General features: G+C 65.7%; 23 protein-coding genes. 16 read left to right on the top strand and 7 right to left on the bottom strand.

Going from position 1 to position 25,189, the window contains the following annotated elements; all coding sequences use genetic code 11:
• Positions 1–22 precede the first annotated feature (22 nt).
• Positions 23–1,570 carry an AMP-binding protein gene (locus tag U5A65_RS37345; RefSeq protein ID WP_321949391.1) on the bottom strand — a complete coding sequence of 516 codons (1,548 nt, stop codon included), beginning with the start codon at positions 1,568–1,570 and terminating at the stop codon, positions 23–25.
• On the bottom strand, positions 1,549–2,409 hold the full coding sequence (locus U5A65_RS37350) for an IclR family transcriptional regulator (RefSeq protein WP_321916516.1): 861 nt from the start codon (positions 2,407–2,409) through the stop codon (positions 1,549–1,551). Before U5A65_RS37350 ends, U5A65_RS37345 begins: the two co-directional genes overlap by 22 nt.
• Before the next feature lie 342 nt (positions 2,410–2,751).
• On the opposite strand from U5A65_RS37350, the gene U5A65_RS37355 reads away from it, so the two are divergent.
• From U5A65_RS37355 to U5A65_RS37365, 3 genes are read left to right on the top strand one after another with little or no spacing between them, the layout of a single operon-like run.
• A complete protein-coding gene (locus tag U5A65_RS37355) occupies positions 2,752–3,945 on the top strand; it encodes a thiolase family protein (RefSeq protein WP_321949392.1) in 1,194 nt (397 codons plus the stop codon).
• Positions 3,946–3,981: 36 nt separating this feature from the next.
• Positions 3,982–4,761 carry an SDR family NAD(P)-dependent oxidoreductase gene (locus U5A65_RS37360; protein ID WP_321916512.1) on the top strand — a complete coding sequence of 260 codons (780 nt, stop codon included), beginning with the start codon at positions 3,982–3,984 and terminating at the stop codon, positions 4,759–4,761.
• A 12-nt stretch (positions 4,762–4,773) separates the two neighbouring features.
• Complete coding sequence (locus U5A65_RS37365; RefSeq protein ID WP_321949393.1) at positions 4,774–5,538, top strand: crotonase/enoyl-CoA hydratase family protein; 765 nt, start codon at positions 4,774–4,776, stop codon at positions 5,536–5,538.
• A 13-nt stretch (positions 5,539–5,551) separates the two neighbouring features.
• On the opposite strand, the gene U5A65_RS37370 is transcribed toward U5A65_RS37365, so the two are convergent.
• A complete protein-coding gene (locus U5A65_RS37370; protein ID WP_321938942.1) occupies positions 5,552–6,313 on the bottom strand; it encodes an aldolase in 762 nt (253 codons plus the stop codon).
• Between the two features lie 53 nt (positions 6,314–6,366).
• Positions 6,367–6,846: an Lrp/AsnC family transcriptional regulator gene (locus U5A65_RS37375; protein WP_321916507.1), complete on the bottom strand. Its 480-nt coding sequence runs from the start codon at positions 6,844–6,846 to the stop codon at positions 6,367–6,369.
• 115 nt (positions 6,847–6,961) lie between these two features.
• Here U5A65_RS37375 and U5A65_RS37380 point away from each other — a divergent pair, with 115 nt between their 5' ends.
• Both U5A65_RS37380 and U5A65_RS37385 read left to right on the top strand, forming a co-directional pair.
• The gene (locus tag U5A65_RS37380) at positions 6,962–8,176 is read left to right on the top strand and encodes a diaminopropionate ammonia-lyase (protein ID WP_321949394.1); all 1,215 of its coding nucleotides are present in this window, start codon (positions 6,962–6,964) and stop codon (positions 8,174–8,176) included.
• Between the two features lie 19 nt (positions 8,177–8,195).
• Positions 8,196–9,404, top strand: coding sequence for a M20 aminoacylase family protein (locus U5A65_RS37385; protein ID WP_321949395.1), 1,209 nt, complete (start codon positions 8,196–8,198; stop codon positions 9,402–9,404).
• On the opposite strand, the gene U5A65_RS37390 is transcribed toward U5A65_RS37385, so the two are convergent.
• From U5A65_RS37390 to U5A65_RS37400, 3 genes are read right to left on the bottom strand one after another with little or no spacing between them, the layout of a single operon-like run.
• On the bottom strand, positions 9,365–10,393 hold the full coding sequence (locus tag U5A65_RS37390) for an acyl-CoA dehydrogenase family protein (protein WP_321949396.1): 1,029 nt from the start codon (positions 10,391–10,393) through the stop codon (positions 9,365–9,367). The genes U5A65_RS37385 and U5A65_RS37390 overlap by 40 nt on opposite strands.
• Before the next feature lie 13 nt (positions 10,394–10,406).
• Positions 10,407–11,573, bottom strand: a complete 1,167-nt coding sequence (locus U5A65_RS37395) for an acyl-CoA dehydrogenase family protein (protein WP_321916501.1) — start codon at positions 11,571–11,573, stop codon at positions 10,407–10,409.
• Between the two features lie 60 nt (positions 11,574–11,633).
• Positions 11,634–12,104 (bottom strand): MaoC family dehydratase, encoded by a 471-nt coding sequence (locus U5A65_RS37400; RefSeq protein WP_233888092.1) that lies wholly within the window; start codon positions 12,102–12,104, stop codon positions 11,634–11,636.
• A gap of 310 nt (positions 12,105–12,414) precedes the next feature.
• On the opposite strand from U5A65_RS37400, the gene U5A65_RS37405 reads away from it, so the two are divergent.
• The 11 genes from U5A65_RS37405 (at position 12,415) to U5A65_RS37455 (ending at position 25,189) form a co-directional block, all read left to right on the top strand.
• The gene (locus tag U5A65_RS37405; protein ID WP_321949397.1) at positions 12,415–13,722 is read left to right on the top strand and encodes an MFS transporter; all 1,308 of its coding nucleotides are present in this window, start codon (positions 12,415–12,417) and stop codon (positions 13,720–13,722) included.
• Positions 13,723–13,791: 69 nt separating this feature from the next.
• Complete coding sequence (locus U5A65_RS37410) at positions 13,792–15,126, top strand: CaiB/BaiF CoA-transferase family protein (protein ID WP_321949398.1); 1,335 nt, start codon at positions 13,792–13,794, stop codon at positions 15,124–15,126.
• Between the two features lie 96 nt (positions 15,127–15,222).
• Complete coding sequence (locus U5A65_RS37415; protein ID WP_321949399.1) at positions 15,223–16,059, top strand: IclR family transcriptional regulator; 837 nt, start codon at positions 15,223–15,225, stop codon at positions 16,057–16,059.
• Between the two features lie 365 nt (positions 16,060–16,424).
• Positions 16,425–17,372, top strand: coding sequence for a chemotaxis protein (locus tag U5A65_RS37420; RefSeq protein WP_321916566.1), 948 nt, complete (start codon positions 16,425–16,427; stop codon positions 17,370–17,372).
• A 213-nt stretch (positions 17,373–17,585) separates the two neighbouring features.
• Positions 17,586–19,022 carry a DNA-binding protein gene (locus tag U5A65_RS37425; protein WP_321949400.1) on the top strand — a complete coding sequence of 479 codons (1,437 nt, stop codon included), beginning with the start codon at positions 17,586–17,588 and terminating at the stop codon, positions 19,020–19,022.
• A 317-nt stretch (positions 19,023–19,339) separates the two neighbouring features.
• The gene (locus U5A65_RS37430) at positions 19,340–20,575 is read left to right on the top strand and encodes an ABC transporter substrate-binding protein (protein WP_321949401.1); all 1,236 of its coding nucleotides are present in this window, start codon (positions 19,340–19,342) and stop codon (positions 20,573–20,575) included.
• An 85-nt stretch (positions 20,576–20,660) separates the two neighbouring features.
• The gene (locus U5A65_RS37435; RefSeq protein ID WP_321949402.1) at positions 20,661–21,872 is read left to right on the top strand and encodes an ABC transporter substrate-binding protein; all 1,212 of its coding nucleotides are present in this window, start codon (positions 20,661–20,663) and stop codon (positions 21,870–21,872) included.
• Positions 21,873–21,900: 28 nt separating this feature from the next.
• On the top strand, positions 21,901–22,773 hold the full coding sequence (locus U5A65_RS37440) for a branched-chain amino acid ABC transporter permease (RefSeq protein WP_321938921.1): 873 nt from the start codon (positions 21,901–21,903) through the stop codon (positions 22,771–22,773).
• 5 nt (positions 22,774–22,778) lie between these two features.
• Positions 22,779–23,768, top strand: coding sequence for a branched-chain amino acid ABC transporter permease (locus U5A65_RS37445; RefSeq protein ID WP_321916484.1), 990 nt, complete (start codon positions 22,779–22,781; stop codon positions 23,766–23,768).
• Positions 23,755–24,495 (top strand): ABC transporter ATP-binding protein, encoded by a 741-nt coding sequence (locus U5A65_RS37450; RefSeq protein ID WP_321949403.1) that lies wholly within the window; start codon positions 23,755–23,757, stop codon positions 24,493–24,495. Before U5A65_RS37445 ends, U5A65_RS37450 begins: the two co-directional genes overlap by 14 nt.
• Positions 24,488–25,189, top strand: a complete 702-nt coding sequence (locus U5A65_RS37455) for an ABC transporter ATP-binding protein (RefSeq protein ID WP_321949404.1) — start codon at positions 24,488–24,490, stop codon at positions 25,187–25,189. The genes U5A65_RS37450 and U5A65_RS37455 overlap by 8 nt, the downstream gene beginning before the upstream one ends.

Raw genomic sequence — 25,189 nt, forward strand, 5'->3', positions numbered from 1 at the left:
TTTAGTAACTTCGTTATCCGTATCAAACTGCCGGCTGGCGGTAGCGCTCCTTGAGAATGCGCCGTAGCAGCTTGCCGTTGTCGTGGCGCGGCAGCGCCTCCTCGAATTCGACCGAGCGCGGCACCTTGATATGCGAAAGCCGTGCCCGGCAAAACGCAATCAACTCCTCGGCGAGCTGCGGGCTGGCGGCGTCGCGCTCGCGCGGTTGCACGACCGCCTTCACGGCCTCGCCGAACTCGGGGTGCGGCACGCCGATCACAGCAGCGTCGGCCACGGCGGGATGCTCGGCGAGCACGTTCTCGATCTCCTGCGGGTACACGTTCACACCGCCGCTGATGATGAGGTCCACGCGCCGGTCGCTCAGGTACAAATAGCCTTCTGCATCGACATGGCCGATGTCGCCGTAAGTGGCCCAGCCATGGCGGTTGTAGACGCTGCGCGTCTTCACCGGATCGTTGTGGTACTCGAAAGCGGGGCCGCCTTCGAAGAACACGCGACCGATCTCGCCCACGGGCAGTTCGTGGTCCTCATCATCGACGATATGGATCAGTCCGTACTTCGAGCGTCCCACCGAGCCACGATGCGCGAGCCATTCGTCCGAGGCGATTGCCGTGAGGCCCACGCTTTCGGAGCCGGCATAGTACTCGTAGATCACCGGGCCGAACCACGCGATCATCTGCTCCTTGATGTGCGGCGGGCACGGCGCGGCTGCGTGAATCGCCACGCGCAGGCTGCTCACGTCGTATTGCGCGCGCGTGGTCTCGGGCAGGTTCAGCAGGCGGATGAACATCGTTGGCACCCACTGGCTGTGCGTGACGCGGTAGCGCGCGATGGCGTCGAGCGCCGCCTCGGCGTCGAACTTCTGCAGCACGATGGCGCGGCCCCCGGTGTGCAGCATGCGCATGAGGTAACGCAGCGGCGCGGCATGGTAGAGCGGCGCGGTGCTGAGGTAGACCGAGTCGGCGCTAAAGCCGAAGGTTTGACGCCACGCTGCGGTTTCGGTGTCGTCGGCATCGCGCTGCTCGAACGGCACGAGCGGCTTGCGGATGCCCTTGGGCAGGCCGGTCGTTCCCGACGAATAGAGAAAGTCGCGGCCGCGCGGCAAGGGCGGCAACGGCGCGCTCGCATGGACACCGGCCAGCGCCGCTTCGAGCGAGGCGAAGCCAGGCGGCGCCTCGGAAGCACCGGCAACGAAGCAGGCGACGCCCGCCGCCGCGCCCTCGGCCACGAGCGTCGCCGCGAGTTCATGCATGGCCTGCGAGGCGATCAACACGCGCGCGCCGCAGTCCTTGAGGACGTGCGCGGCCTCGCGTGTTTTCAACTGGATGCTGATCGGGGTGTAGTAGAGGCCCGCGCGCTCAGCCCCGATGGCGATGACGGCGAGCGCCGGATGATTCTCGAACAGCAGCGCAATGCCGTCGCCGGGTTGCAGGCCGAGGCCGAGGAGCCAGTGCGCGATACGCTCCGCGCGTTCGTCCAGCTCCTGGTAGGTGATGCTCTGCTTGAGTGCGGGGAAGCACAGGGCTTCCCGCGTGGGTGCTGCTACAGCTAGTTCGCGGACACGCTCCACGGTCTCGTCTCCATGTCATGCGCGGCCCCAGTCATGCTGCCGAGCGCTGCCTCCACGCGCCTGACGAGCGACATCAGCCGCGGGGCGATGTCGTCGGTCAACTGGTTGCCGCTGATGTTGAAAACTGCAATCGAACAGCCAAAAACCCAATACTCGTCGTCGATCGGGGCGGACAGCGCAATCGCCACCGAATGGATCTCGCGCTGCATGTCGCCGTGCGAGATCGTGCAACCGTGCGCGCGCAACTCCTGCTGCGCCTGCGCGAGGCGCTGCGAGAGCAACTCGCCCTTCGCGGGATCGCGCGCGAGCGTTTCCTGCAGGTACTGCTCGCGCTCAGCGCCTGGCACGGTCCACAGATACGCGCGGCCCGACGCCGTGCGCGAAAGCGAGAGCCGCGTGCCCGTTTCCGAGCGGTACACCGCGCTGCCTTCGCCCTGAATCACTTCGGCGTACGCCATGTTCAGGCGGTAGCCCACCGCGAGCGTGACCTGGCCGTGGCAGTAGTCGGCCAGCTCCTGCATCATCGGCCGCGCGATCTGCCGGATCGTCATGCGGCCAAGCGCCGGGGCGGCGAGACTCAGCATCTCCGTGCCAAGCACATACTTCGAAATGCGCTCCGAATAGCGCAGCAGACCGAACTCCGCGAGCGTGTTGATGAGCCGCAGCGCCGTGGGCTTGGGCAACCCCGTGCGCTCGACCAGATCGCGCGCCGAAAGCTCCGCGTCGCCCATCGAGAAGCACTGGAGGATCCGGATGCCGCGCGCGAGCGCGCTCACGAGCTGCGAGTCGGGTTGTGACTCGGCGGCGTCGTCGGTGCGGGAGTTGGCCTGGTCGTTCATTTCGGGTCCTTCGTCGGGGTAAGGGTGCGGCGTGCCGATGTGGCCCGCGGCAAACCCCGGATTCTAGCTTTCCGATACTCGCCGGAACAATTTTTTAAGACGCCAGGCTCATTTTTTCGCCCTCGCGATGCGGCGCAGCGCTCCGCTGCGCGCCGATGTCTCCTTTTTCGGTCTTCTGGTGTCAAGTCGTGCAAACAGTGTTGCGGATCGTGAACGAGAAATCAATAAAAATGATCCTATAGAACCGAAATATGTTTACCACTATTGAAATTGTGATTCGATGAGGTGTATTTTGAGTCAAGCGATTCATTTTCCATGAAACTTCCAACCGTTGAGAGAACCATGACCCATAGCGCGGTAATCGTCGACGCAGTGCGCAGCCCGATGGGCCGGACCAAGGCAGGCGGCGCGTTCGTCGACCTGCATCCTGTGGATCTGCTTTTGCAGGTCCTCAAGCAACTGATCGAGCGCAACGACCTCGACCCCGGCAGCGTGGACGACGTGATGATCGGCTGCGTGAGTCAGGTGGGCGAGCAGGCCTCGACGCCCGGCCGCCTCGCGTGGCTCGCGGCGGGCTTTCCGCAGCACGTGCCTTCCACCACCATCGAGCGCAAGTGCGGTTCGAGCCAGCAAGCCATCCATTTCGCGGCGCAGGCGATCATGGCGGGCGTGAACGAGATCGTGGTGGCCGGTGGCGTGGAGTCGATGAGCCGTGTGCCGATGGGGTCGTCGCGCATCGGCCGCGATCCGTATGGCGCGCTGTACCACTTGCGTTATCCCGAAGGCATGGTCGGCCAGGGCGTGAGCGCCGATCTCGTGGCGCAGAAGTGGGCGCTCACGCGCGAGGCGCTCGACGCCTACTCGGCGCAATCGCACAGCCGTGCCGACGCCGCGCGCGCGGCGGGCCAGTTCGCGCGCGAGATCGTGCCTATCGAGGTTCCGGGACCCGAGGGCGTGCGCCGTGTCGACCTCGACGAAACGATTCGCGCCGGGACCACGGTCGAGCGGCTCGCGGGCCTCGCGCCCTCGTTCGAAAGCGCGGAACTGGAAGCGCGCTTTCCGGGCATCCGCTGGAACGTGACGGCGGGCAATGCCTCGCAAATCTCGGACGGCGCCTCGGCGCTGCTCATCATGAGCGAGCAGAAGGCGGCGCAGCTGGGGTTGAAGCCGCGCGCACGCATTGTGGCGTTCGACGTTTGCGGCGACGATCCGCTCATGATGCTGACGGCGCCGATTCCCGCCACGCAGCGTTTGCTGAAGAAACGCGGTCTCACCATCGGCGATATTTCGCACTTCGAAGTGAACGAGGCATTCGCCGCTGTGCCGCTCGCCTGGCAGAAGTCGCTGGGCGCGGACGGGGCGCGCCTGAACCCGGCGGGCGGCGCGATTGCGCTCGGGCATCCGCTCGGCGCCTCGGGTGCGCGCCTCATGACGACGATGCTCAACGCGCTCGAAGTGAGCGGCGGCCGCTACGGCTTGCAAACGATGTGCGAGGCGGGCGGGATGGCCAACGCGACGCTCATTGAACGCCTCTAAATAAAGCAACCACGAACGACGAAGGAGAAACGACACATGGACGAGCAGAACAAATTCGCCGGCACGGTGGCGGTGGTGACGGGCGGTGCATCGGGTCTGGGTCTCGCGAGCGCGCAGCGCCTGCTGGCTAAAGGCGCACAGGTCGTGATCGCCGACCTCGCCAGCTCGCGCGGCGCGGCGGTGGCCGACGAACTCGGCGCGAACGCGAGCTTTGTGGCCGCCGACGTGACGAGCGCCGACGACATGGCCGCCGTGTTCGAAGCGGCGACCAAGCGCGGCACGCTGCGCTCGCTCGTGCATTGCGCGGGCCGCGGCGGTGCGGTGCGGGTAATCGAAAAGGACGGCTCGCCGGGCTCGCTCGAAGCCTATGAAAACGTGGTGCGCGTGAATCTGTTCGGCACCTTCAACGCACTGCGTCTCGCGGCGGCGGCCATGGCGCGCAACGAGCCCGACGCGGGCGGCGAGCGCGGCGCGTGCGTGCTCACGGCGTCGGTAGCGGCATACGAAGGGCAGATCGGGCAGGTGCCGTATGCGTCGTCGAAGGCGGGCGTGGTGGGGATGACGCTCGTGGCCGCGCGCGACCTGGCGAGCAAGGGCATCCGCGTATGCACGATCGCGCCGGGGCTGTTCGACACGCCGCTGCTTGCGCGGCTGCCTGAGGAGATTCGCGAATCGCTTGGCCGCATGGTGCCGTTTCCGCCGCGCCTGGGTGTTGCCGACGAATTCGCCGCGCTCGCGCTGCATATCCTCGAGAATCCGATGCTCAACGGCGAGACCATTCGCCTTGACGGCGCGATTCGCATGCAGCCGCGCTGAGTGAGGCCGACCATGAGCGACGAATTGCTGATTGAGTATCGCGACGGAATCCAGATCCTCACGATCAACCGTCCCGAGGCGCGCAACGCCTGCACGAAAGCGGTGGCCGAAGCGATAGCCGCCGCGCTGGACGAACTGGAACGGCGCGACGACCTGCGGCTCGCCATCATCACCGGTGCGGGCGGCACCTTTTGTGCGGGCATGGACCTGAAGGGCTTTCTGAAGGGCGAACGGCCGAGCCTGCCGGGCCGCGGCTTCGCGGGCCTCACGCAAGCGCCGCCGCGCAAGCCGCTCATCGCGGCGGTGGAAGGCTATGCACTCGCGGGCGGCTTCGAAGTCGTGCTCGCGAGCGACCTCGTCGTGGCGGCGAACAACGCGCAGTTCGGGCTGCCTGAAGTCAAACGCGGGCTGTGTGCGGCGGCGGGTGGATTGTTGCGTCTGCAACAGCAGTTGCCGGAGCGCATCGCGATGGAGCTAGTGCTAACGGGCGACATGTTCGGCGCGCAACGCGCGTTCGAGTTCGGCCTCGTCAACCGCCTCACCGCGCCGGGCGAAGCGCTGGCGGGCGCGATCGAACTCGCGCAGAAGATCGTGGCGAACGGCCCGCTTGCGGTGGCCGCGAGCAAGCGCGTGATGCGCGAGTCGCGAGACTGGTCCAGCGCGGAGATGTTCGAGCGTCAGCGCGGGATCACCGACCCGGTGTTCGCTTCCGCCGACGCGCGCGAGGGCGCTTCGGCGTTCGCGGAAAAGCGCAAGGCGGTTTGGCAGGGGAAGTAGGACCGCCCCTTCCTCAGGCGTGTTTGAGCGTTCTTCGCAGCGCTGCGAAGAACAGTTCCGACTGCAATCGCTCACCCTGAATCTGGTCCGCCACGCGCTGCGCCACATCGGCCGCTACGGGTCGCAACGCGCGCCCGGTCGATCCCGCGAGCACCTGCGCGGCGCATGCGCGCTCGAGGTAATAGAGGTCGTCGAACGCGTAGTCGATACGCTCGCCGCACACCACCACGCCGTGGTTGCCGAGGAAGCCGATGTCCTTGCCGTCGAGCGCATGCGCAATGCGCTCGCCTTCCTCGGGACCGAGCGCGAGGCCGTTGTATTCGCGGTCGAGCGCGATGCGGCCGTGGTAGCGCATGGCGTTCTGCGACAAGGTGGTATCGAGCCCGCAGTCCTGTGTGAGCGTGAGGGCGGTGGCGTACGGCATGTGGGTATGCAGCACACAGGCCTTCTTTGCGATGGCGTGGATGGCGGCGTGAATGAACATCGCCGTGGGCTCCACGGCATGACGGCCCGCCATCACGCGCCCTTGTGCGTCGACAATGACGATGTCGTCGGCCATGACCTCGCTCCACATCAGGCCGCGCGGGTTCAGCAGGAAGAGGCCGTCTTCGCCGGGAAGCGCGACGCTGAAGTGATTGCAGACGCCTTCACCGAGCCCGTAATGCGCGGCGGCACGCAGCGCGAGCGCGAGGTCGGCCCGCAGCGTGGCGACTTCCGGGTGGTGGAACAACGCGTCACCTTCAATGGCTCCAGCATGATGCGCCGTGTTGCTCATGTGTCGTGGCTCCTGTTTTCCAAAGGGCTGTGTTGCGTCGAAATGCGCGTTTCTCATTCGCCGTTCAGCGCGAGCGGCACTTCGAGCCCCACCTTCACGCGGCTCATGCTCACCAGCGTCTTGAACCGCTTCACGTTGTTGTTCGAGAAGAATAGCTCGCGCGTGAGTTCCGTGTACTGGTCCATGTTGCGCACCGCGAAAATGAGCACGAAATCCCACTCGCCCGCGACGTAGTAGCACTGCTGAATCTGCGGGCATTGCGCAAACGTGCGCTTCATGGCGTCGAGCAGGTCGATCTGTTCGCTTTCCACCTCGACGGTCGCGACGATCGTAATGGGATGATCGACCTTCTCGGGCGAAACAATCGCCGCGTAATGGTCGATCACGCCATCGTCCACGAGACGGCGCAAACGCCGGTTCACCGCCGCCGTGGAGAGATTCACGCGCGCGCCGAGTTCGTTCTGAGGAATCTGGGCGTCGCGCTGGACTTCCATCAGGAGCTTGCGGTCGAAGGAGTCGAGATGTGTCGCCATTTGCGCGGGGGCCTGAAAGTCGATATTTTTTTGCGTGATTCGACCGCATTATGAGACTTTTTCGCGGGGGCTGCGCAATATCATTTCGACATCGCAACTTCACCGGAGCCAACCCATGCTGATCGCCAACCCCCGCGCCACACGCAACGCCTACCCGGAAACGCTCAGGGCGATCTTGAACGTGAAGTCGGGCGACGAGAGCCGGGCCTGGCTTGCCGGGTGGGCGTTGATCAGCCCGGAGCCGACGCCGCTTTGGGATCTGGGCGGGGCGGCTGCGCGCCTGGGCGTTGCCCGCATTGGCCTCAAGGACGAATCGTTTCGTTCTCCTCTTGGCAGCTTCAAGGCGCTGGGCGCACCGATTGCGCTGATGCGTCTCATCATGCGCTTGTGGCCTCTGCAGGACGTCGATCCTCGCATGCTGATCGAGGGCCGCTACCGCGAGATGGTCACGAACCTCACGGTCATCAGCGCAACCGATGGCAACCACGGCAAGGCGCTTGCCGCAGCCGCGCGCTCGATCGGCTGCCACTGTGTAATCGTGCTTCATGCGAACGTCAGTGCGGAGCGAGAAGCGGCGATTGCCGCGTATGGCGCGCGGATCGTTCGAATCGCGGGCAACTACGACGAATCCGTGGAGCACGCGGCCCAACTCGCGAAGGCGAACGGCTGGCACGTCGTTTCCGACACCTCTTATGAAGGATACGAGGCGATCCCGCGCGACGTCATGCAAGGCTACGGCACCATCGCGGCGGAAGTGATCGAGCAGTCCGGCGGCGCGTGGACGCATGTGTTTCTGCAGGGCGGCGTGGGCGGTCTGGCGGCCGGTGTGGCGAGTTATTTGTGGGAGCGCGATGGCGCCGCGCGTCCGCGCTTCATCGTGGTTGAACCGTGCCAGGCAGACTGCCTGTATCAAAGCGCCGTTGCGGGACGCGCGGCGATTGCCACCGGATCGGTCGATTCGGTGATGGCGGGCCTGGCGTGCGGGGAGACGTCGCCGCTCGCATGGACGATACTCGAACCGTGCGTCGACAACTTCATGTTGATCGACGACGCGGACGCCATAGAAGCGATGCGCAGCCTCGCCAACGGCGCGGCTGGCGACGTGCCGGTCGTATCGGGCGAGTCGGGCGCGGCGGGTCTCGCGGGCCTCGCGAAACTCATGCACGATCCCGATCTCGCGCGTGCAGCAGGGCTCGATGCGGGTTCACGCGTGCTACTGATCAGCACCGAGGGTGCCACGGCGCCAGGCCTGTACGCGGAGCTTGTCGGCGCGTCTGCGCAAACCGTGGCGGCGCGTCGCGACGCGTGGCTGACCCAGCTCACGCAGTAACCGGAAAGAGGACATCGACATGGAAAGCACGCTGCAAGGCCAACTCAAAAGCTGGCGACAGCATTTGCACCAGCGTCCCGAAACCGGCTTCGAGGAGATCCATACCGCCGACTACGTGGCGAAGATCCTCGAGACACTGGGGCTCGACGTGCATCGCGGCATTGGCGGCACGGGGCTCGTGGCGAACCTCACGGTGGGCGACGGCAAGCGCGCGATCGGCGTACGCGCCGACATGGACGCGCTCAATATCGCGGAGCATGCGCCGGGCCGCGCGCATGCCTCGTTGAACGCCGGAAAAATGCACGCGTGCGGGCACGACGGCCATATGTCGATGGTGCTCGGTGCGGCGCGGCTGCTCGCCGAGCGGCGCGATTTCAACGGCACGGTGCGCTTCATCTTCCAGCCGGCCGAGGAGCACGGCCGCGGCGCCAAGGCGATGATGGCCGACGGCCTGTTCGAACGCTTTCCCGTCGACGCGATCTTCGGCGCGCACAACATGCCGGGCATGCCCGCCGGCACGTTCGCCACGCGCGCGGGGGGCATCATGGCGAGCGAGGATAATTTTGTTATCCATATCAAAGGCCGTGGTACGCACGCGGCGCGCCCGCATATGGGTGTCGATCCGATCGTCATCGCGTCGCAAATCGTCCTGGCGCTGCAAACCATCGTGTCGCGCAATCTCGACCCGAGCCTGCAAGCCGTGATCTCCTGCACGGAATTCATCACCGACGGCATTCGCAACGTCATTCCGTCGAACGTGATTATCAAGGGCGATACGCGCAGCTATTCGAAGGCCGTGCAATCGCTGCTCGAAACCCGCATGCGAGAGGTCAGCATAGGCATTTGCCAGGCCCACGGTGCCGAGTGCAGCTTCGAGTACACGCACGAATTTGCGCCAACGGTCAATTCGGAGCAGTTCGTCGAACTGGCGGCGTGCGCCGCGCGCAACGTGGCGGGAGAAGCCGCCGTGAACGCGAACGTGCAGCCGATGATGATTTCCGAGGATTTCGGCGCGTTCCTGCAGGTCGTGCCGGGCAATTTCATTTTTATCGGTAACGGCGACGTGCCGGAGCGCGGCGGTATTCCGCTGCACAACGCCAGCTACGACTTCAACGACGATATCCTGATGACCGGCGCGCGCTATTTTGCGGAAATCGCGCGCCTCGCGTTGCCGGTCGGAATCAACGATTACGTCGCGACCGCCGCCGCTTCGTCGAGCGCATCGTAAATGCCGATGACGCCCGCCGCAACGTTGCTCCAATGATCGATGGCGTGCGTGCCGACGACATCGTCCCAGAACGACTCCGATCCATATTGCAGACGTTGCGCGTGCAAGCGCCGCGTGTAGAGTTGCAGGTCGTACTCCTCGGTGATACCCATCGCGCCCACCAGCGCGTGCGCGCCGTTCGCCACCAGCGGTGCGGCGCGGCTCGCGCGCGCCTTCGCAATGGCCGCCGCGATGCGCTGCTCCGAAGTGTGGTGGCCCGCACAGCCCAACTGGGCCGCGACGCGCGTGGCGGCCACGTGCTCGGCCATGACGCTCAACTGCTGCTGCACGGCCTGGAACTTGCCGAGCGAGCGGCCGAACTGCTGGCGCTCGTTCACGTAGCCTAGCGTCGTGTCGAATACGCGCTGCATGCCGCCCGCCATCGTCGCGGCCGTGGCGAGCGCGCCCAGCTCGCCCACGCCACGCACGCTTGCGGGCAACGCGCGCGCCGCGTGCGCCGGGTAGGTGAGCGTGGCGTCGAGGCTGTCGCCGTGTGCGCGCAATTCGGCATTGTCGAGCGGGACGAGGCTCGCGCCATCGGCGGTTTCGACGATGAGCGTGTCGGCCACGAGGCCGTACGGCACGAACGCCGTGCCTTGCCGCGAGGCATTGCCAAGCGCGATGGCGATGGGACCGCGCGGCGCTTCGACGCCCGCGCGGGCAAGCAGGTCACGCGCAATCATCGTGTGCGCGGCCGGCAGCGGCAGCGCGTGCGCGCCGAATTCGAACAGCGCGCCCGCCGTGGCGGCGAGGCGCATGCCCGAACCGCCTTTCTCCTCGGGCACGAGTGCGTCGAGAAAGCCGAGCGCGTCGAGCTGGTCCCACAGGGCGCGTCCCGCGTTGCGCTCGCGAGCCGCTTCCACGGTGCGTACGAATTGCGGCGTGCAATGGCGTGCGAGCACGTTGTGCGCCGATTCGGTCAGCATGTCATCCACGGTGTTCTTCTCCATGTTCGTCGTTCGTTTAGCGCAGCCCGAGGCCGCGCGCGATCATGCCGCGCAGGATCTCGCGCGTGCCGCCGCGCAGCGAGTACGACGGCGCGATCTTCGTCACGTAGTCCAGCGTATCGGCAAGCTCGCGGGGCACGGCTTGCTGCGGTTGCGCGCCGAGCGCGTCGCCGATCAGCGTGGGCACGCTCTGCTCGAAGCTGGTGCCAAGGTCCTTCACGAGGGCGGCCTGGGTGGCGGGGCTTGCGCCGTCGGCAAGCGCGCCCGTGACGGCGACGGACATCGCTCGCAACGTGGCCAGTTCGGTCACGAACGCGCCGAGCGTGCGGCGCTCACTTTCGCCAACCGGCGTGCGGGTTGCGCGCGCGGCTTCGCGCAGCGTATGCGCCCATTCTTCCAGCAGCACGATGCTCGAATAGATGCGCTCGGGACCGCTGCGCTCGAACGCCAGTTCGGCGGTGACCTGTTCCCAGCCCGCGCCTTCGGTGCCGATCAGCGCGCTCTCGGGCAATTCGACATCGTCGAACGTGACTTCGGAGAAATGCGCGTCGCCGGCGAGGTCGCGGATCGGCGCGACATGCACGCCTGGCAGCGATAAATCGACGATCAGTTGCGAAAGCCCGCGATGGCGGTCTTCGGGTACGCCCGAGGTGCGCACGAGGGCAATCATGAAATGCGAATGCGGCGCGTTCGTCGTCCAGATCTTGCGGCCCGAGAGGCGCCAGCCGGTGGCCGTGCGCTCGGCGCGCGTGCGCACGCTCGCGAGATCGGAGCCCGCGTTCGGCTCACTCATGCCGATGCAGAAAAACGCTTCGGCCTTGCAGATGCGCGGCAAGTAGAACGCTTTCTGCGCTTCGGTGCCGTAGCGCGCGATGAGCGGGCCGCTTTGGCGGTCGGCAATCCAGTGAGCCGAAACCGGCGCGCCGGCCGCGAGCAGTTCTTCCACGAGCACGAAGCGCGCGAACGGACTGCGGCCGCCTCCGCCATATTCGCGCGGCAGCGTGAGGCCCAGCCAGCCTTGCGCTGCGAGCTCGCGGCTGAAGTTGGCGTCGAAACCTAGCCACGAACGCGCGCGTACGGCGGGCGGCACGCCTTTGAGCGCTTGCGCGAGAAATGCGCGCACCGGCGCGCGCAAGGCTTCGTCTTCGGGGGGAATCGTTCTGAGTGCGAATGGGTCGTTCATAACGTGCTGCGCGTTACAGCGCAGTTCCTGGCAGTGCGAAGTCGTCGGGCGCTTGCGCGCTCATTCGGGGCGGCCGGCGAGCATGCGCTTGACGGTGTACGAGAGCACGAGTTCGTCGCGCTGATTGAGTACTTCCACGCGGCTCGTGACCACGGCGCGATTGTGCTTCGAGGTGGGCTTCACTTCCTCGACTTCCACCACGCCGTAGATCGTGTCGTTGACGAGGACCGGCGCGTGCGCCTTCATCGAAAACTCGAGCATGGCGAGGCCGGTGCCCTGCACCATGGTCTGAAACAGCAAGCCTTCGATCAGGCCGCTCGTGAGTGCGCCCGGCACGGGGCGGCCGCTCATGGCGCCGTGTTCGAAATGCGCGTCGATGAAGATCGCCTCCAGCATGCCGGTAGCCGAAATGAAATTGACCAGATCGGTTTCCGTCACCGTGCGCCGGAACGTGCGAAAGCGCTGACCCGCTTGCAGCTCCTGCCAGTAGAAGCCGCGTCCGAGCAGTTGAGCGTCCTCGTGTGTCGTCATGCCTGTCTTCCTCCAGTGTTGGATGGCGCGTTGCGCCGGTATCGTGTTCCGATTCTAGAATCGTGTTTCGATATCGGCAACACGGTTCGAATATCGGAACAGCATGGTCGAGCTGTGAAGGTGAGATAAGCTATTGTTTACAAAGAGAAATAGACTATAAATTGGGCGTCTCGCGGGTATACGCCAGGCGTAGCGTTCGTTCGACATTCGGAATCCAGTGCTACATTCGGAACCCGTGACCGGTTCCGCCGGCCGAGCAGCCAGAACGATTCGAATAAACCTGAAAACAGGAATCAAGGAGACAAGCTGGATGAACGCCAACCCCGAAATCGCGCAGGCAGGCGCGGCAGCCGAAGCGGTGCCGCGACGCACGGCCAGCGTCATATTCGCCGGCAGTGTCGGCAACGTGGTGGAGTGGTTCGACTGGTCGGTGTACACGACCTTCGCGATCTACTTCAGCAAACAGTTTTTCCCCGCCGAGAACGACACGGCTTCGCTGCTCGCGACCTTCGCCGTATTCGCCGTGGGCTTCTTCATGCGGCCGCTGGGCGGCTGGGTGATCGGCGGTTTTTCAGACCGCTTCGGGCGGCGCGCCGCACTCACGCTCACCATCATGATGATGGCGGGCTCCTCGTTGCTGATCTCCGTGCTGCCCACCTATGCGAGCATCGGCGTGCTCGCGCCGGTGCTCATGACGGTGCTGCGCATGGTGCAGGGCCTCTCGGTCGGCGGCGAGTACGGCGCGGCCACCACGTTCCTCGCGGAATCCGCGCCCGCGAAGCATCGCGGGCTGTATGGCAGCTTCCTGTTCTTCAGCATCGCGGCGGGCCTGCTGCTCGCTTCCGCGCTTGCCAGTGTGATGACGAACGTCATGCCGAAGGAAGCGCTCGTCGCGTGGGGCTGGCGTATTCCGTTCTTCATCGGCGGCTGCGGCTCGCTCGCGGGCTTCTGGATGCGCCGCAACGTGGGCGAAACGCACGCGTTCGAGCAGCTGCGCCGTTCGGGCCGCATCGAGCGCCGCTCGCTGTGGTGGACATGGACGCAACATCGCACGGCTGTCCTGCGCCTCGTGGGCATTAGCGTGCTGGGTGCGTTCAGCTTCTACCTCTTCATCAGCTTCATGCCGATCTACGCGATCCGCCACGCGGGCGCAACGCCGGCCGACGCGTTTCTGGCGAGCACGCTCAGCATTGCCATCTTCATGATCGCGCAGCCGTTTTTCGGTGCGTTGTCGGACCGTTTCGGGCGGCGTCCGCAATTGATGGTGTTCGCGCTGGCCTATCTCGTGTTCCTGTATCCGGTCGTGCGCGCGATCGGACCGAGCATCACGTCGATGCTGCTCGTCGAATGCTTCGGGCTGCTCACTTACGGACTCTATTCGGCCATCGCGCCCGCGATCATGGCTGAGCTGTTCTCGACCGCGGTGCGTGGCATCGGCATTGGCGCTGCGTACAACCTCGTGGTCGCCTTGCTCGGCGGCACGACGCCGTATCTCATGACCTGGCTGCAATCGCAGCAGCGCGAAGGCTGGTTTCTCGCCTACGTGTGCGCAGGTGCGGCCGTGAGTCTTGTTGCTTACTGGCGCATGCCCGAAACGGCGGGCAAGCCGCTCGAATGAAATTGCGCGCGCGCCGCGCATGAACGTGCAGTTCCGCACTCCAGGCAGAGGTCATTTCACATGCAGCAGATGAAAGCAGCATCGCCATCGCAGTCGACGAAAACGCAGGCACGGCAACAAGCGCAGCAAAAGCGCGGCCGCCCGCTGGAAGGCATACGGGTGCTCGATCTTTCCCGCGTGCTGGCAGGGCCGTGGTGTACGCAGAATCTCGCCGATCTCGGCGCGCAGGTGATCAAGATCGAACGGCCCGGCCCGGGTGACGAAACGCGTGCGTGGGGACCGCCCTATCTGCGTGACGAAGCGGGACGCGACACGGTGGAGAGCGCGTATTACCAGTGTGCGAACCGCGGCAAGCTTTCGATGGCGGTGGACATCGCCGCGCCCGAAGGTGCCGCGCTGATTCGCGAACTGGCGCGTCAGTGCGACGTGCTGGTGGAGAACTTCAAGGTGGGCGGCCTGAAGAAGTACGGGCTCGACTATGAGAGCCTCGCGGCGCTCAATCCCGCGCTCATCTACTGCTCGGTCACGGGGTTCGGTCAGAGCGGGCCGCTCGCACACCGCGCGGGGTACGACTTCCTCATTCAAGGCATGGGCGGCCTCATGAGCGTGACGGGCGAGCCCGACGAAACGCCCGGCGGCGGTCCGCAGAAGGTCGGCGTGGCGGTCACGGATCTCATGGCCGGCATGTATGCGACGACAGGCGTGCTCGCCGCCGTAATCGAGCGGCAGCGCAGCGGCCTCGGACAGCACATCGACATTGCGCTGCTCGACTGCCAGCTGGCGATGCTCGCGAACCAGTCGATGAACTACCTCTGCTCGGGCGAGGTGCCGCGGCGCCTGGGCAACGCGCATCCCAACGTCGTGCCGTACCAGACCTTCGCGGCGAGCGACGGTCATCTGATTCTCGCGTGCGGCAACGACAGCCAGTTCCGCTCGCTGTGCGGCGCGATGGATCTGAACGAACTTGCGGCGGACCCGCGCTTCGCGACCAACAGCGCGCGCAGCGTGAATCGCGCGCTGTTGCTGCCGGTGCTCGAAAAGGCGTTTCGCACGCGTACGCGCGATGCGTGGATCGCCGCGCTCGAAGCGTGCGGTGTGCCGTGCGGGCCGATCAACGACGTGGCGCAGGCGTTCGGCTCCGAGCATGCGCGTGCGCGTGAATCCGTGCGCCGCATTGCGCATCCGCTGGCGGGCACGTCGCCGAGCGTGGCGAGTCCGCTTCGCCTGTCGGCCACGCCCGTGCAATACGACGTGCCGCCGCCCTTGCTCGGCGAGCACACGCACTCGCTGCTCGGCGATCTGCTCGGGCTCGATGCGGCGCACATCGACACGTTGTGCGCGAGCGGGGCGATCGCCACTGGCGCGCGAGTGCACACGCGCGGCGAGCATGAGGAAGCCGTTTGAGCAGGCAACGGCGATACCGTCATGGACGGTTCGCCTCTCTTTTGAGGGCAGGGCGGCATGTATAATTTTTCGCACCGTTCAACCGTCAATCGATCCATGGCGCACCACCCCGAAGACCGCGAACCGGGCACCGAATCCACCGCGTCGCCCGGGCCGCGGGCCACTACGCGCATCGTGCAGGTGCTGCGCATTCTCGCCGACCATCCGCAGGGCGCCACGCTCACCGAACTGGCGGACTTGAGCGCCACGCCGAAAACGAGTCTGCTCGCGCTGCTGCGCGCGCTCACGCACGCGCACTATCTCACGCATAACGGCGGTAAATACGCGCTTGGCGTAGAAGCCTTCAAGCTCGGGGCGGCCATCGTCGCGCAGCGGCGCTTTCCCGAAATCGCCCGCCCGGTAATGGAGCGCCTCGCACTCGAGGCGGGCGAAACGATCCTGATCGGTCAGCTCGCGAGCGACCGGCCTTCCATGGTCTACGTAATGTCGGCGGAGAGCCGCAGCGCGATCCGCTTCATTGCGGGCATAGGCGAGCGGCGCGAGCTGTTTTCCTCCTCGGGCGGGCGCGTGTTGCTGGCCGCGATGAGCGAGGCGCAGCAGGCCGAGTATTTCCGCACCGCCGAGTTGCGTGCCCACACGCCGGTCACGCGCACGCAAAAGCGCGAGCTGAAGGCGCTTCTCAAGGAAGTGGCCGAGACCGGCGTGGCCGTCACGGTCGAGCAAAGCTCAGCCGATGTGGTGGGCTTTGCCGCGCCGATACGCGACGAATCGGGCGCGGTGATCGCAGCGCTCGTGATGGGCACGCCGGTAAGTCGCGGCGTGCCGGGCATGGAGCGCTTCAAGGCGCTGATCGCGCGCGGCGCGGTGGAAGTGTCGGCGCTGCTTGGGTATGCGGGACCCAGTACTTTGGCGTTTTCAAAGCCGGCGGCATAACCCGGCTCGCCTGATCGCATGTTGGCTGCCCGATGATCGGGCAGCCATTTGTCTAATCAAATAATTGATTTGGATAACGAAGTTATTGCCGGCTTTTACCCGTTGATCTGTCACTTGCAACGAGATAAACGCGTAAACCGCCTCAAGCTCGACGCGTTTGAGCCGTTAGTAGGGGAAAGCTCAGATGTCACGTGAAAAAGCAGCCGTGCCGATGGACGCGGGGTCGCCGCGCGCCGACATTAAGGTCCGACTCGCCGGCTGCAAATTGTCTCCCTCATGCGCCGGAGACCCGCACCGAGACAAGCCGGATGACCGGTTCCCGAGCCGGTTCGCGACAGAACATTACGGAGTGCAAAGTGAAGTCAATGCAACAACATGGCGTGGATGAGCGTACCACCCTGACGAGCAATAACCGGCTCGAACTGCTCCTCTTTCGCCTGGGTTCGGCGCGCAAGGGCGCGGCGCGCGGCCTTTACGGCATCAACGTCTTCAAGATTCGCGAAATCGCGACCATGCCCGAACTCACGCCCATAGCGGGCTCGCCCGAGCATCTGGCCGGTGCGGTGGATATTCGCGGCCAGATCATCCCGGTGATCGATATCGGCTCGATGATCGGCTCTGTCTCGGAGAAGCCGCCCGGCATTCTGCTCGTGACCGAGTTTTCGCGCGGCACGCAGGCGTTCGCTGTGGAGGAAGTGGAGGACATCGTCCGGCTCGAATGGAGCGAGGTGCTGAGCGCCGAGTCGAGCGGCACGACGGGCTACGTGACGGGCGTGGCGCGCATCAATCCGGGCACCGAAAACGCGCGCCTCGCGCAGTTGCTCGACGTCGAGCAGATCATGCGCGACGCCTTCCCCGAGCAGCATACCGAAGTGGGCGCCGACGCCGTGGGCGAAGCGGTGCGCCTCGCGGGCGGCCGCATTCTCGCTGCCGACGACTCGGGCTTTGCCCGTGCGCTGATCGGCCAGGCGCTCACCGCGCTCGAAGTGCCGCACGTGATTGCTCACAACGGCCAGGCCGCATGGACGATCCTCCAGCAGATGGCCACCGACGCGCAGAACGAGGGCATTCCGGTTCGCGACAAGGTGTCGCTCGTCATCACCGACCTCGAAATGCCCGAGATGGACGGCTTTATGCTCACACGCAAGATCAAGGCGGACCAGCGATTGAAGCACCTTCCCGTGCTCATCCACTCGTCGCTTTCGGGCAGCGCGAATGAGGCGCACGCGCGCAACGCGGGCGCGAATGGCTACGTCTCCAAGTTCGCCCCGGCGGAGCTTTCGGCGGCGATCCGCAAGGCGCTGGCAGCCTGACCTGGACTACCCAAACGGGCGCGCGCCGGGCGCCGTCACTGCCCCGGCGGCGCCGTTCCGGGTGGCCGCGCCGGTTTGACGCGAAAGCGCTTCGGCCGCCGCAATTCCATGAACACCCCCCCTTAAACCCGGCTTTTCCATCGATTAACCGGGGGGTGGTTGGCTGACAATCTCTAGAAACGCGGGGTGGGCTCGCACTTTCTCGAGGCAGATATGTCAAGCAGCATTACGATCACGGACGAACTGGTTGCGGAAATCGCGGAACGGATGGCCGACGAGGGCCAGAAGGTTTCTCCCATGGCCATCTGGTCTGAAGTGCATACCGGCTCGGTGGTCGCAGTCGCTGCGTCGCTGCGCAAGTGGCGCGAAGAGCGGGCCCCGCGCGTGCAGCAGGTCGTGGAACGCCCGGCGTTGCCGGAAACCGTGACGGACACGATGCGCGACGCGCTCGACCGTCTGTGGACCTCGGCGCAGGACGAGGCCGAGCGCGCCGTGGCGCGCCGGCTGCAGTCGATGCGCGAGCGCGTCGAAGACGCCTGCAACGAACGCGACAATGCGCTCGAAGAGCTGCAGACCACTGTCCAGGAGCTCGACGCCCTGCAAGTCCAGCTGGACAAGATGACGCGTGCCTACGAGACGAAGACCGACGCCGGGTCGGGTCTGGAAGAAGACATCGCGAGCGCGGTGCAGCGTGCCGAGGCAGCGGAAAAGCGCGCCGAGGAACTGGCGGAGCGCGTCTCGAGCCTCGAGGCGGAACTTGAGCGCGCGGTCGCCGAATTGGCAGCCGAGCGCGAGGCGCATGCGAGCCAGGCCGCCGAAGGCGCGGCAGGCGAAGCCGCAGCCGCGGAGGCGGCCGAGCAAGCCGAGCCTGCCGTCTCGACCGAACATGAAGAAGCGGAGCGCGCCGCGCTGGACGCGGCTCATGCAGAGGCCGTTGCGAAGCTCGAAGGCGAACTGGAGGCCATTCGCGCCGCGCTGCAGGCCGAGCAGGAAGCCCACGCGGCCCAGCGCGAACAGGTCGCCGGTGCGCAGGCCGAACGCGACGCCGCCGCAACCGAACTGCAGAACGCCCAGCAGCAGCTCGCCAGCCTGAGCGAAGAGCGCACGGCCGACGCTTCCGAAATTGAACGTCTGACGGCGAGCTTGACCGAAGCGCAGGAGCGCGCCGAAGCCGCACAGCAGCGCGCGACCGAACTGGCCGAACTGGGCGAATTCGCCAATGCCGCGGCGTCGAGCGAAGCGGCCGAGGGCGCAGCCGAGGCAGAGACGGCCGCCGCCGACCCGGAAGAAGTCGAGGCGCTGAAGGCCCAGCTTGCCCGCGAAACGGCAACGCACGCCGCCGCGATTACCGATGCACGCGAGAACATCAAGCGCTGGTCCGAGTACGCAAACGGTCTGAAGCAGCAACTGGCCCAAGCCAACGAAAAGGCGATCGTGGGCCTTGCCCGCAGCGCAGGCGAAGCCTCGCTGAGCCGCCGCCTTGCCGCCGAGCTGGGCCAGGTCGCGCCGGAGCATGACCTGCTGCGCAAGGAGGCCCAGCAGCAGGTGGTCGTCGAAGCGGTCAGCGCTCATCTGGAGCAACAGGGCTATGCCTACGACGCCAAGACCGGCATGGTCTCGAAGCTGGCCACTGAAAACGCGCCGGCCTGAGCGCATCCATAGACCGTCCGTTTGACGGCGCACACCCTGTGTAGTGCGCCGAGCCGTTCCCCAAGACCGCTGCCTGAGTGCAGCGGTTTTTTTTCGCCCCTCCTCAATGGCTCCGCCGGCTGCGCGTGCCCACGCATCGGGACAAATGCCGACTTCCAGCCAGCCGAACGCCCGCTTTCCCGAAAACGAATTGTTGGCCCCGCCCGGCTGAACCACACTGGCACCTGTCCAGTAGTGGCGCGTACAGGCGAATCAGACGGCCGCCGCGCAGCAACACGCCAAAGTACACAAAAGCCCCGGAAGGCAAAGGAGGAGACATGACGCGACTCAAGACGCGCGCGCAGCACGCGGGCATCGGCAAATCCGCACGTGTGCGGCCCGCGCAGGCGCGCCTGTGCAGCGCGCTGGCGGCGGCACTGGCCATCGCCCTCGCGCCGTCGCTTGCGCACGCAACGGAATGGCGCGTGGGCGTGGAGCTGCCGCTCACCGGCGCGCTCGCGCAGGCGGGCACCGAGATGTACCGCGGCATCCAGGTGGCGGCCGACATTTACAACCGGCGCCATCCGCAGGACAAGATCACGCTCGTCGCCGTGGACGACGAATCGAACCCGGCCAAGGCCGTTGCCGCCGTCGAACAGCTCGCCTCGCAGCACGTCGTCGCGATTGCGGGCGCGGCCAATTCGAACTGCGCTGGCCCCGCGTCCGAGGCCGCGAACAAGGCCGGACTCGTCTACGTGACCTCGGGCGGCACCAGCGACGACATGGTCACGCGCGGCCTGAAGAACTTCTTTCGCGTGAGCAACACGCCCGGCTACACGAAGGGCATGGTGGGTCTTTTCAACACGCTGGGCGTGAAATCGGTCGCGATCCTCTACTCGACGAAGGACGCGACGAGCGACCTCGCCAAACAGCTCGACACGGCGCTCAAGGCCCAGGGCGTGAAGACGTTCCTGCATGCCTACGATCCCTCGATCAGCGACTTCAAGCCGCTCATCAACAAGGTCAAGCTGCAGGACAAGCCAGACGCCATGGCGATGCTCGGCTACGAAAACGATTACGTGGGCATACTGCGCGCCTCGCGCGTGCTCAAGCCCGACCTGAAGGCGATTGCGGCGCCGTGGGCGTTCGCGAGCCCGAAGATGGCGCAGTCGTTCCCCGACCTCGTGCCCAACGTATACGGCGCGACTGTGCTGTCCTCGCCGGCTGACTACCGCTCGGCGGACCAGCGCGACTTCTCCGACACCTACCAGCGGCTCTTCAAGACCACCTCGAACTATCAGTCGCAGACGTCGTTCGTCTACGCGCAACTGCTCTTCGACGCGATCGCCTCCGCGCAGAAAGCCGGCACGCTCGACAAGGGCGGTCTCGCCGACACGCTGCGCGCCACGCAGCGCGACGACACGTTCCTCGGCAAGGTGGCGTTCGACGCGCGCGGCGACAACACGAACTACGTGGCGCACATGGGCCAGTTCGCGCACGACGGCAAGCTCGCGCTCGTGTGGCCCGCCAACTACGCGACGTCGAAGCCGGTGTATCCGGGCGTGCCGTGGTAAGCAAAACATAGAACAACGAAACAGGGCGAGCGCCGCGTATGAACGGCGCCGCTACCTATCACCGAGACTAAGGTTTGGAGGTTCGATGGTCCGCTTCGCTACTCGCAGCAAGCCGCGCGCCCTCGTGCGCGCGCTCTTTCGCATCGGCGCGGGGGCGGCCAGCGCTTGCGCGCTGCTCGCCCACACGCCCGCCGCATTTGCCGACACGCTGCCCGTGGGCGTGGAGTTGCCGCTGACCGGGTCGATGGCGCGCGCAGGCAACGCGCAGCTCGAAGGCATTCGCCTCGCCGCCGATCTCTTCAACAAGGGCAGCGGCAAACATAAAGTGGCGCTCACCGTGGTCGACGACGAGGCGCAGCCCGCCAAAGCCGTTTCCGCGGTGGAACAGCTCGCCTCACAAGGCGTGCTCGCCATTACGGGGGGCTACGGCTCCAATTCGGTGAGCCCGGCTTCCGAAGCGGCCGACAAGGCCGGCGTCGTCTATATCACCTCGGGCGCCGTGGACAGTGCGATGACCTCGCGCGGCCTCAAGCATTTTTTCCGCATCGGACCCGCATCGGGCTATTCGAAGGCCGTGGTGGGGCAGTTGAACGCCATGGGCGTGAAGTCGGTTTCGATTGTCGCCTCGACGAAACAGGCCACCACCGATCTTAGCAACGAAGTCTCCACGCAACTGCGCGCTCAGGGCGTGACGGTGACCGTGCACGCGTTCGACCCGGCGATGACCGACTTCAAGCCGCTCGTGAACAAGGTGCGACTGCAGGACAAACCTGAAGTGCTGCTGATGATCGCGTACGAGAACGACTATATCGGCATTCTGCGCGCCGCCAAGGTGTTGCGCCCGCAACTGAAAGCCGTGATGGGCGCGTGGTCCATCGTCACGCCGAAGATGACCGCCGACTACCCGGACCTCGTGAACAACGTGATCGGCTGCGCGATGCTGCCGTACCCCGCGGACTTCGGCACGGCGGACGGCAAGGCTTTCGTGCAGGCGTATCAGGCTGCATATCACAAGGAACCGGACTACCTGGCCGAATTCGCCTATGTGCAATCGCGTCTGCTGTTCGATGCCATGGCGCGCGCGGCCGATGCGGGCACGCTCAAGCAGGACGGCATTGCCGCCGAACTGCGCGCGAAGCCGCACGACACGTTGATCGGCAAGGTGAGCTTCGCGCCGAACGGCGACAACCCCGCGTTCCTGAACAACATGGCGCAGATCCAGGGCAATCGCATCGTGCTCGTGTGGCCGAAGGAGCGCGCCACCGGCAAGCTGAACTACCCCGCGCTGCCGTGGTAATTGCGCGCGCAACGAAGGAGGAGCCGCGATGACGGACCTGTTGCTGCAATCGCTGTATTCGGGCGTGCTCGTGGGCGGCGCGTATGCGCTCGTCGCGCTGGGGCTCGCGCTGGTGTTCGGCTCGATGCGCATCATCAATCTCGCCCACGGCGAACTGGTGCTGCTGGCCGCCTATATCGCCTACACGTTCGAGACGAAGCTCGGTCTCAATCCTGTGTTCGCGATTCCGGTGGCGATTCCCGTGGTCTGCGTGGCCGCGGCGGCTGCGTGGTATCTCGTGAGCCGCATCAAGCGCGACCGCGAGCTGAACTCGCTGATCCTCACCTACGGCATCGGCATCGTGCTGACCAATGCCGTGCTGCTCGGCTGGGGCGCCGACGTGCGCTCGACCGGCAGCGCATGGCTGCAGGACAGCGTGATGCTCGGCAGCCTGCTTTCCATGCGCAGCGAAGTGCTCTCGTTCGGCATCAGCGTGGTGTTGATGCTCGCACTCTGGTGGTGGCTCTCGCGTTCGTGGTATGGCCGCGCCGTGCGCGCGATCTCCAGCAACCGCGACGCGGCGCGCCTGATGGGCATCGACCCGCGCAAGACCGAACTGATCTCGTTCGTCGTCGCGGGGCTGCTCGCTTCGTGCGCGGGCGTGTCGATCTACGCGTCGAGCGCGATCCAGCCTTCCATTGGCGAGGCGCTGACCGTCAAGGCGTTCATCATCACCGTGCTCGCGGGCGTGGGTTCGATTCCGGGCGTGCTGGCGGGCGCGATGCTGCTCGGCATTACCGAGGCGCTCACTGTCACGCTCGCCAGTTCGGCGCTGCAGGAACTCGCGGGCATGTTGCTGTTCCTGCTCGTGCTCTACGTGCTGCCGAACGGCTTGTTCGGCGTGGCGAAACGAAGGGGATGAGAACGATGTCGACATCGAAAACCACAACGGCCGGGTCCGGCCCGCGCGTGGCCGTGCTCACCGTGGTGCTGGTCGTGCTCTACGCGGGCGTGCCGCTCGTGTTCGGGCAGAACCTGTATCTCATGAGTCTCGCGGTGGCCTCGCTCACGATCGCCGGCGTGGCGCTGGCGTGGGCGCTGCTCGGCAACCTCGGCGGCATGGTGAGCTTTGGGCACGCGGCGTTTTTTGGCGTGGGTTCGTATATTTCCGCACTTCTTACGCTGAAGGCCGGCTGGCCCGTGTTTCCCGCGATGCTCGCGGGCGGTGTGGGAGCCGCAATCGCCTCGCTCGCCATGGCGCCCGCGCTGCGCCTGAAGGGACCGTACTTCGCGCTCGCCATCCTCGCGTATGCGCAGATCTTCCGCATCATCGCGACCGAATGGTCCGATCTCACCGGCGGCGCGAGCGGTCTCTCGAGCATTCCGGGGCTGCCGAAGGTCGCGGGCTTCGACTTCGGCAGCAAGAGCGGCGGCTATCTCGTCGTGCTCACGCTCGTGCTCGTGTTCGCCGCGATTTATGCGCGGCTGCGCGGCAGCCACGTGGGACTCGCGCTGCGTGCGATGCACGAGTCGGAGGACGCCACGCGCGTGGTGGGCGTGAACAGCGTGATGCTCAAACTCGCCATGCTGATGCTCTCGGCGCTGATGACGGGGCTCGTCGGTGCGTTCAACGCGCACTACATCAACTTTCTCGAACCCGACTACGCGTTCAATGCGAGCTGGGCCGTCGTGCCGATCATCGCGGCGATCTGCGGCGGCTATCGCACCATACTCGGGCCGCTGGTGGGCGCGGTGACGGTTTATCTCGTGGATCAGCTCGTGCTCAAGAGCCTGCTGCCAACGGGGCACCAGATCGTGCTGGGCATCCTGCTCGTGGCAATGATCATCGTGAGCCCCGCGGGTCTGACCGCGCTGCGCTTCAAACGTACCCGGCGAGGTGTTTATGCAGCAAGCTGACCAGGCAGCGGAACTGCGCTTGCAGGACGTATCGATCCGTTTTGGCGGGATCACGGCAGTCAACGGTGTTTCGCTGTCGCTCGGCACGCGCGACGTGGTGGGTCTGGTTGGCCCGAACGGCGCAGGCAAGACCACGCTCTTCAACGCGATTTCAGGGCTCGCGCGGCCCACAAGCGGCTCGATCCGCTTCGGCGACGTCGATCTTCTGAAGTCGCCGCTTTATCGCCGCGCGCGCCTTGGCATCGGGCGGACGTTCCAGGTGCCGCAGCCCATGCATGAGCTTACGGTGCGCGAGAACCTGATCGTCGCGCAACGCTTCGGCACCGGGCGCGTGGACGAGGCGCGCATCGACGAGATCCTCGCTTTCATGGGTCTCGAGGGCAAGGCGCAGCGCGACGCGGCCACGGAACTCGCGCTGACCGAACTCAAGGCGCTGGAAGTGGCGAAGGCGCTTGCCACGGGGCCGAAGCTGCTGCTGCTCGACGAGGTTCTGGGCGGCCTCGAGACCGCTACCAAACGCCGCTTCATGCAAACGCTGCTGGCGGTGCACGAGCGTTACAACGTAGGCATCCTGATCATCGAGCACGATATCGAAACCGTGATGAACCTGTGCCGCCGCGTGTGCGTGCTCAACTTCGGCAAGCTGATCGCCGACGGCCCGCCCGCCGATGTGTTCCGCGATCCGGAAGTCGTGCGCAGCTATACGGGGGAGGCCGCCCATGCTTGAAGTCAGCAGCGCCCGCGCAGGCTATGGCGCGATCAACGTGTTGTGGGACGTTTCGCTCAATATTGTGAGCGGGGAAGTCACGACCATCGTGGGCCCGAACGGCGCAGGCAAGACCACGCTGCTACGCGCGATCATGGGGCTCGTGCCGCTCGAGCGCGGTCAGATCACCTTCGACGGCGCGCCGCTCGCGGGCGTGCCTACGTGGGACATGGCGCAGCGCGGCATTGCGATGGTGCCCGAAGGGCGCATGATCTTCCGCGACATGTCGATCGAGGAGAACCTGATGCTGGGCGCGTTCGCGAAAGCGCGGCGCGCTGGTGCGAAATCGCAGCTCGAAGAGGTCTACGCGCTGTTTCCGTTGCTCAAGGAGCGCCGGGCGCTGCCCGCCGGCACGCTATCGGGTGGTCAGGCGCAGATGCTGGCGCTGGGGCGCGGGCTCATGTCGTCGCCGCAACTCATGCTGATCGACGAGCCTTCGCTTGGGCTTGCGCCCGTCATGGTGCAGGAAGTGTTCGCGATTCTCGAACGCCTCAAGGCTGCGGGGCGCACCATCGTACTGGTGGAGCAGAACACCAACATGGCGTTGCGCCTGGCCGATCAGGTGTATCTCATGCAGGGCGGCAAGGTCACGTTCGCTGCGCGCGCGAAGGACGTGAACGTGGATGAGCTTCACGACATGTACTTCGCGCGCTAG

The organism is Paraburkholderia sp. J10-1 (assembly GCF_905220165.1).
Taxonomy (GTDB): domain Bacteria; phylum Pseudomonadota; class Gammaproteobacteria; order Burkholderiales; family Burkholderiaceae; genus Paraburkholderia.

Bases quoted from the DNA above. Each gene is read 5' to 3' on its own strand.
- U5A65_RS37390 (WP_321949396.1), bottom strand. From the start codon at position 10,393: ATGGAGAAGAACACCGTGGATGACATGCTGACCGAATCGGCGCACAAC.
- U5A65_RS37350 (WP_321916516.1), bottom strand. From the start codon at position 2,409: ATGAACGACCAGGCCAACTCCCGCACCGACGACGCCGCCGAGTCACAA.
- U5A65_RS37435 (WP_321949402.1), top strand. From the start codon at position 20,661: ATGGTCCGCTTCGCTACTCGCAGCAAGCCGCGCGCCCTCGTGCGCGCG.
- U5A65_RS37370 (WP_321938942.1), bottom strand. From the start codon at position 6,313: ATGAGCAACACGGCGCATCATGCTGGAGCCATTGAAGGTGACGCGTTG.
- U5A65_RS37430 (WP_321949401.1), top strand. From the start codon at position 19,340: ATGACGCGACTCAAGACGCGCGCGCAGCACGCGGGCATCGGCAAATCC.
- U5A65_RS37445 (WP_321916484.1), top strand. From the start codon at position 22,779: ATGTCGACATCGAAAACCACAACGGCCGGGTCCGGCCCGCGCGTGGCC.
- U5A65_RS37360 (WP_321916512.1), top strand. From the start codon at position 3,982: ATGGACGAGCAGAACAAATTCGCCGGCACGGTGGCGGTGGTGACGGGC.
- U5A65_RS37405 (WP_321949397.1), top strand. From the start codon at position 12,415: ATGAACGCCAACCCCGAAATCGCGCAGGCAGGCGCGGCAGCCGAAGCG.
- U5A65_RS37395 (WP_321916501.1), bottom strand. From the start codon at position 11,573: ATGAACGACCCATTCGCACTCAGAACGATTCCCCCCGAAGACGAAGCC.
- U5A65_RS37355 (WP_321949392.1), top strand. From the start codon at position 2,752: ATGACCCATAGCGCGGTAATCGTCGACGCAGTGCGCAGCCCGATGGGC.
- U5A65_RS37365 (WP_321949393.1), top strand. From the start codon at position 4,774: ATGAGCGACGAATTGCTGATTGAGTATCGCGACGGAATCCAGATCCTC.
- U5A65_RS37420 (WP_321916566.1), top strand. From the start codon at position 16,425: ATGCAACAACATGGCGTGGATGAGCGTACCACCCTGACGAGCAATAAC.
- U5A65_RS37415 (WP_321949399.1), top strand. From the start codon at position 15,223: ATGGCGCACCACCCCGAAGACCGCGAACCGGGCACCGAATCCACCGCG.
- U5A65_RS37400 (WP_233888092.1), bottom strand. From the start codon at position 12,104: ATGACGACACACGAGGACGCTCAACTGCTCGGACGCGGCTTCTACTGG.
- U5A65_RS37425 (WP_321949400.1), top strand. From the start codon at position 17,586: ATGTCAAGCAGCATTACGATCACGGACGAACTGGTTGCGGAAATCGCG.
- U5A65_RS37410 (WP_321949398.1), top strand. From the start codon at position 13,792: ATGAAAGCAGCATCGCCATCGCAGTCGACGAAAACGCAGGCACGGCAA.
- U5A65_RS37380 (WP_321949394.1), top strand. From the start codon at position 6,962: ATGCTGATCGCCAACCCCCGCGCCACACGCAACGCCTACCCGGAAACG.
- U5A65_RS37440 (WP_321938921.1), top strand. From the start codon at position 21,901: ATGACGGACCTGTTGCTGCAATCGCTGTATTCGGGCGTGCTCGTGGGC.
- U5A65_RS37450 (WP_321949403.1), top strand. From the start codon at position 23,755: ATGCAGCAAGCTGACCAGGCAGCGGAACTGCGCTTGCAGGACGTATCG.
- U5A65_RS37455 (WP_321949404.1), top strand. From the start codon at position 24,488: ATGCTTGAAGTCAGCAGCGCCCGCGCAGGCTATGGCGCGATCAACGTG.
- U5A65_RS37385 (WP_321949395.1), top strand. From the start codon at position 8,196: ATGGAAAGCACGCTGCAAGGCCAACTCAAAAGCTGGCGACAGCATTTG.
- U5A65_RS37375 (WP_321916507.1), bottom strand. From the start codon at position 6,846: ATGGCGACACATCTCGACTCCTTCGACCGCAAGCTCCTGATGGAAGTC.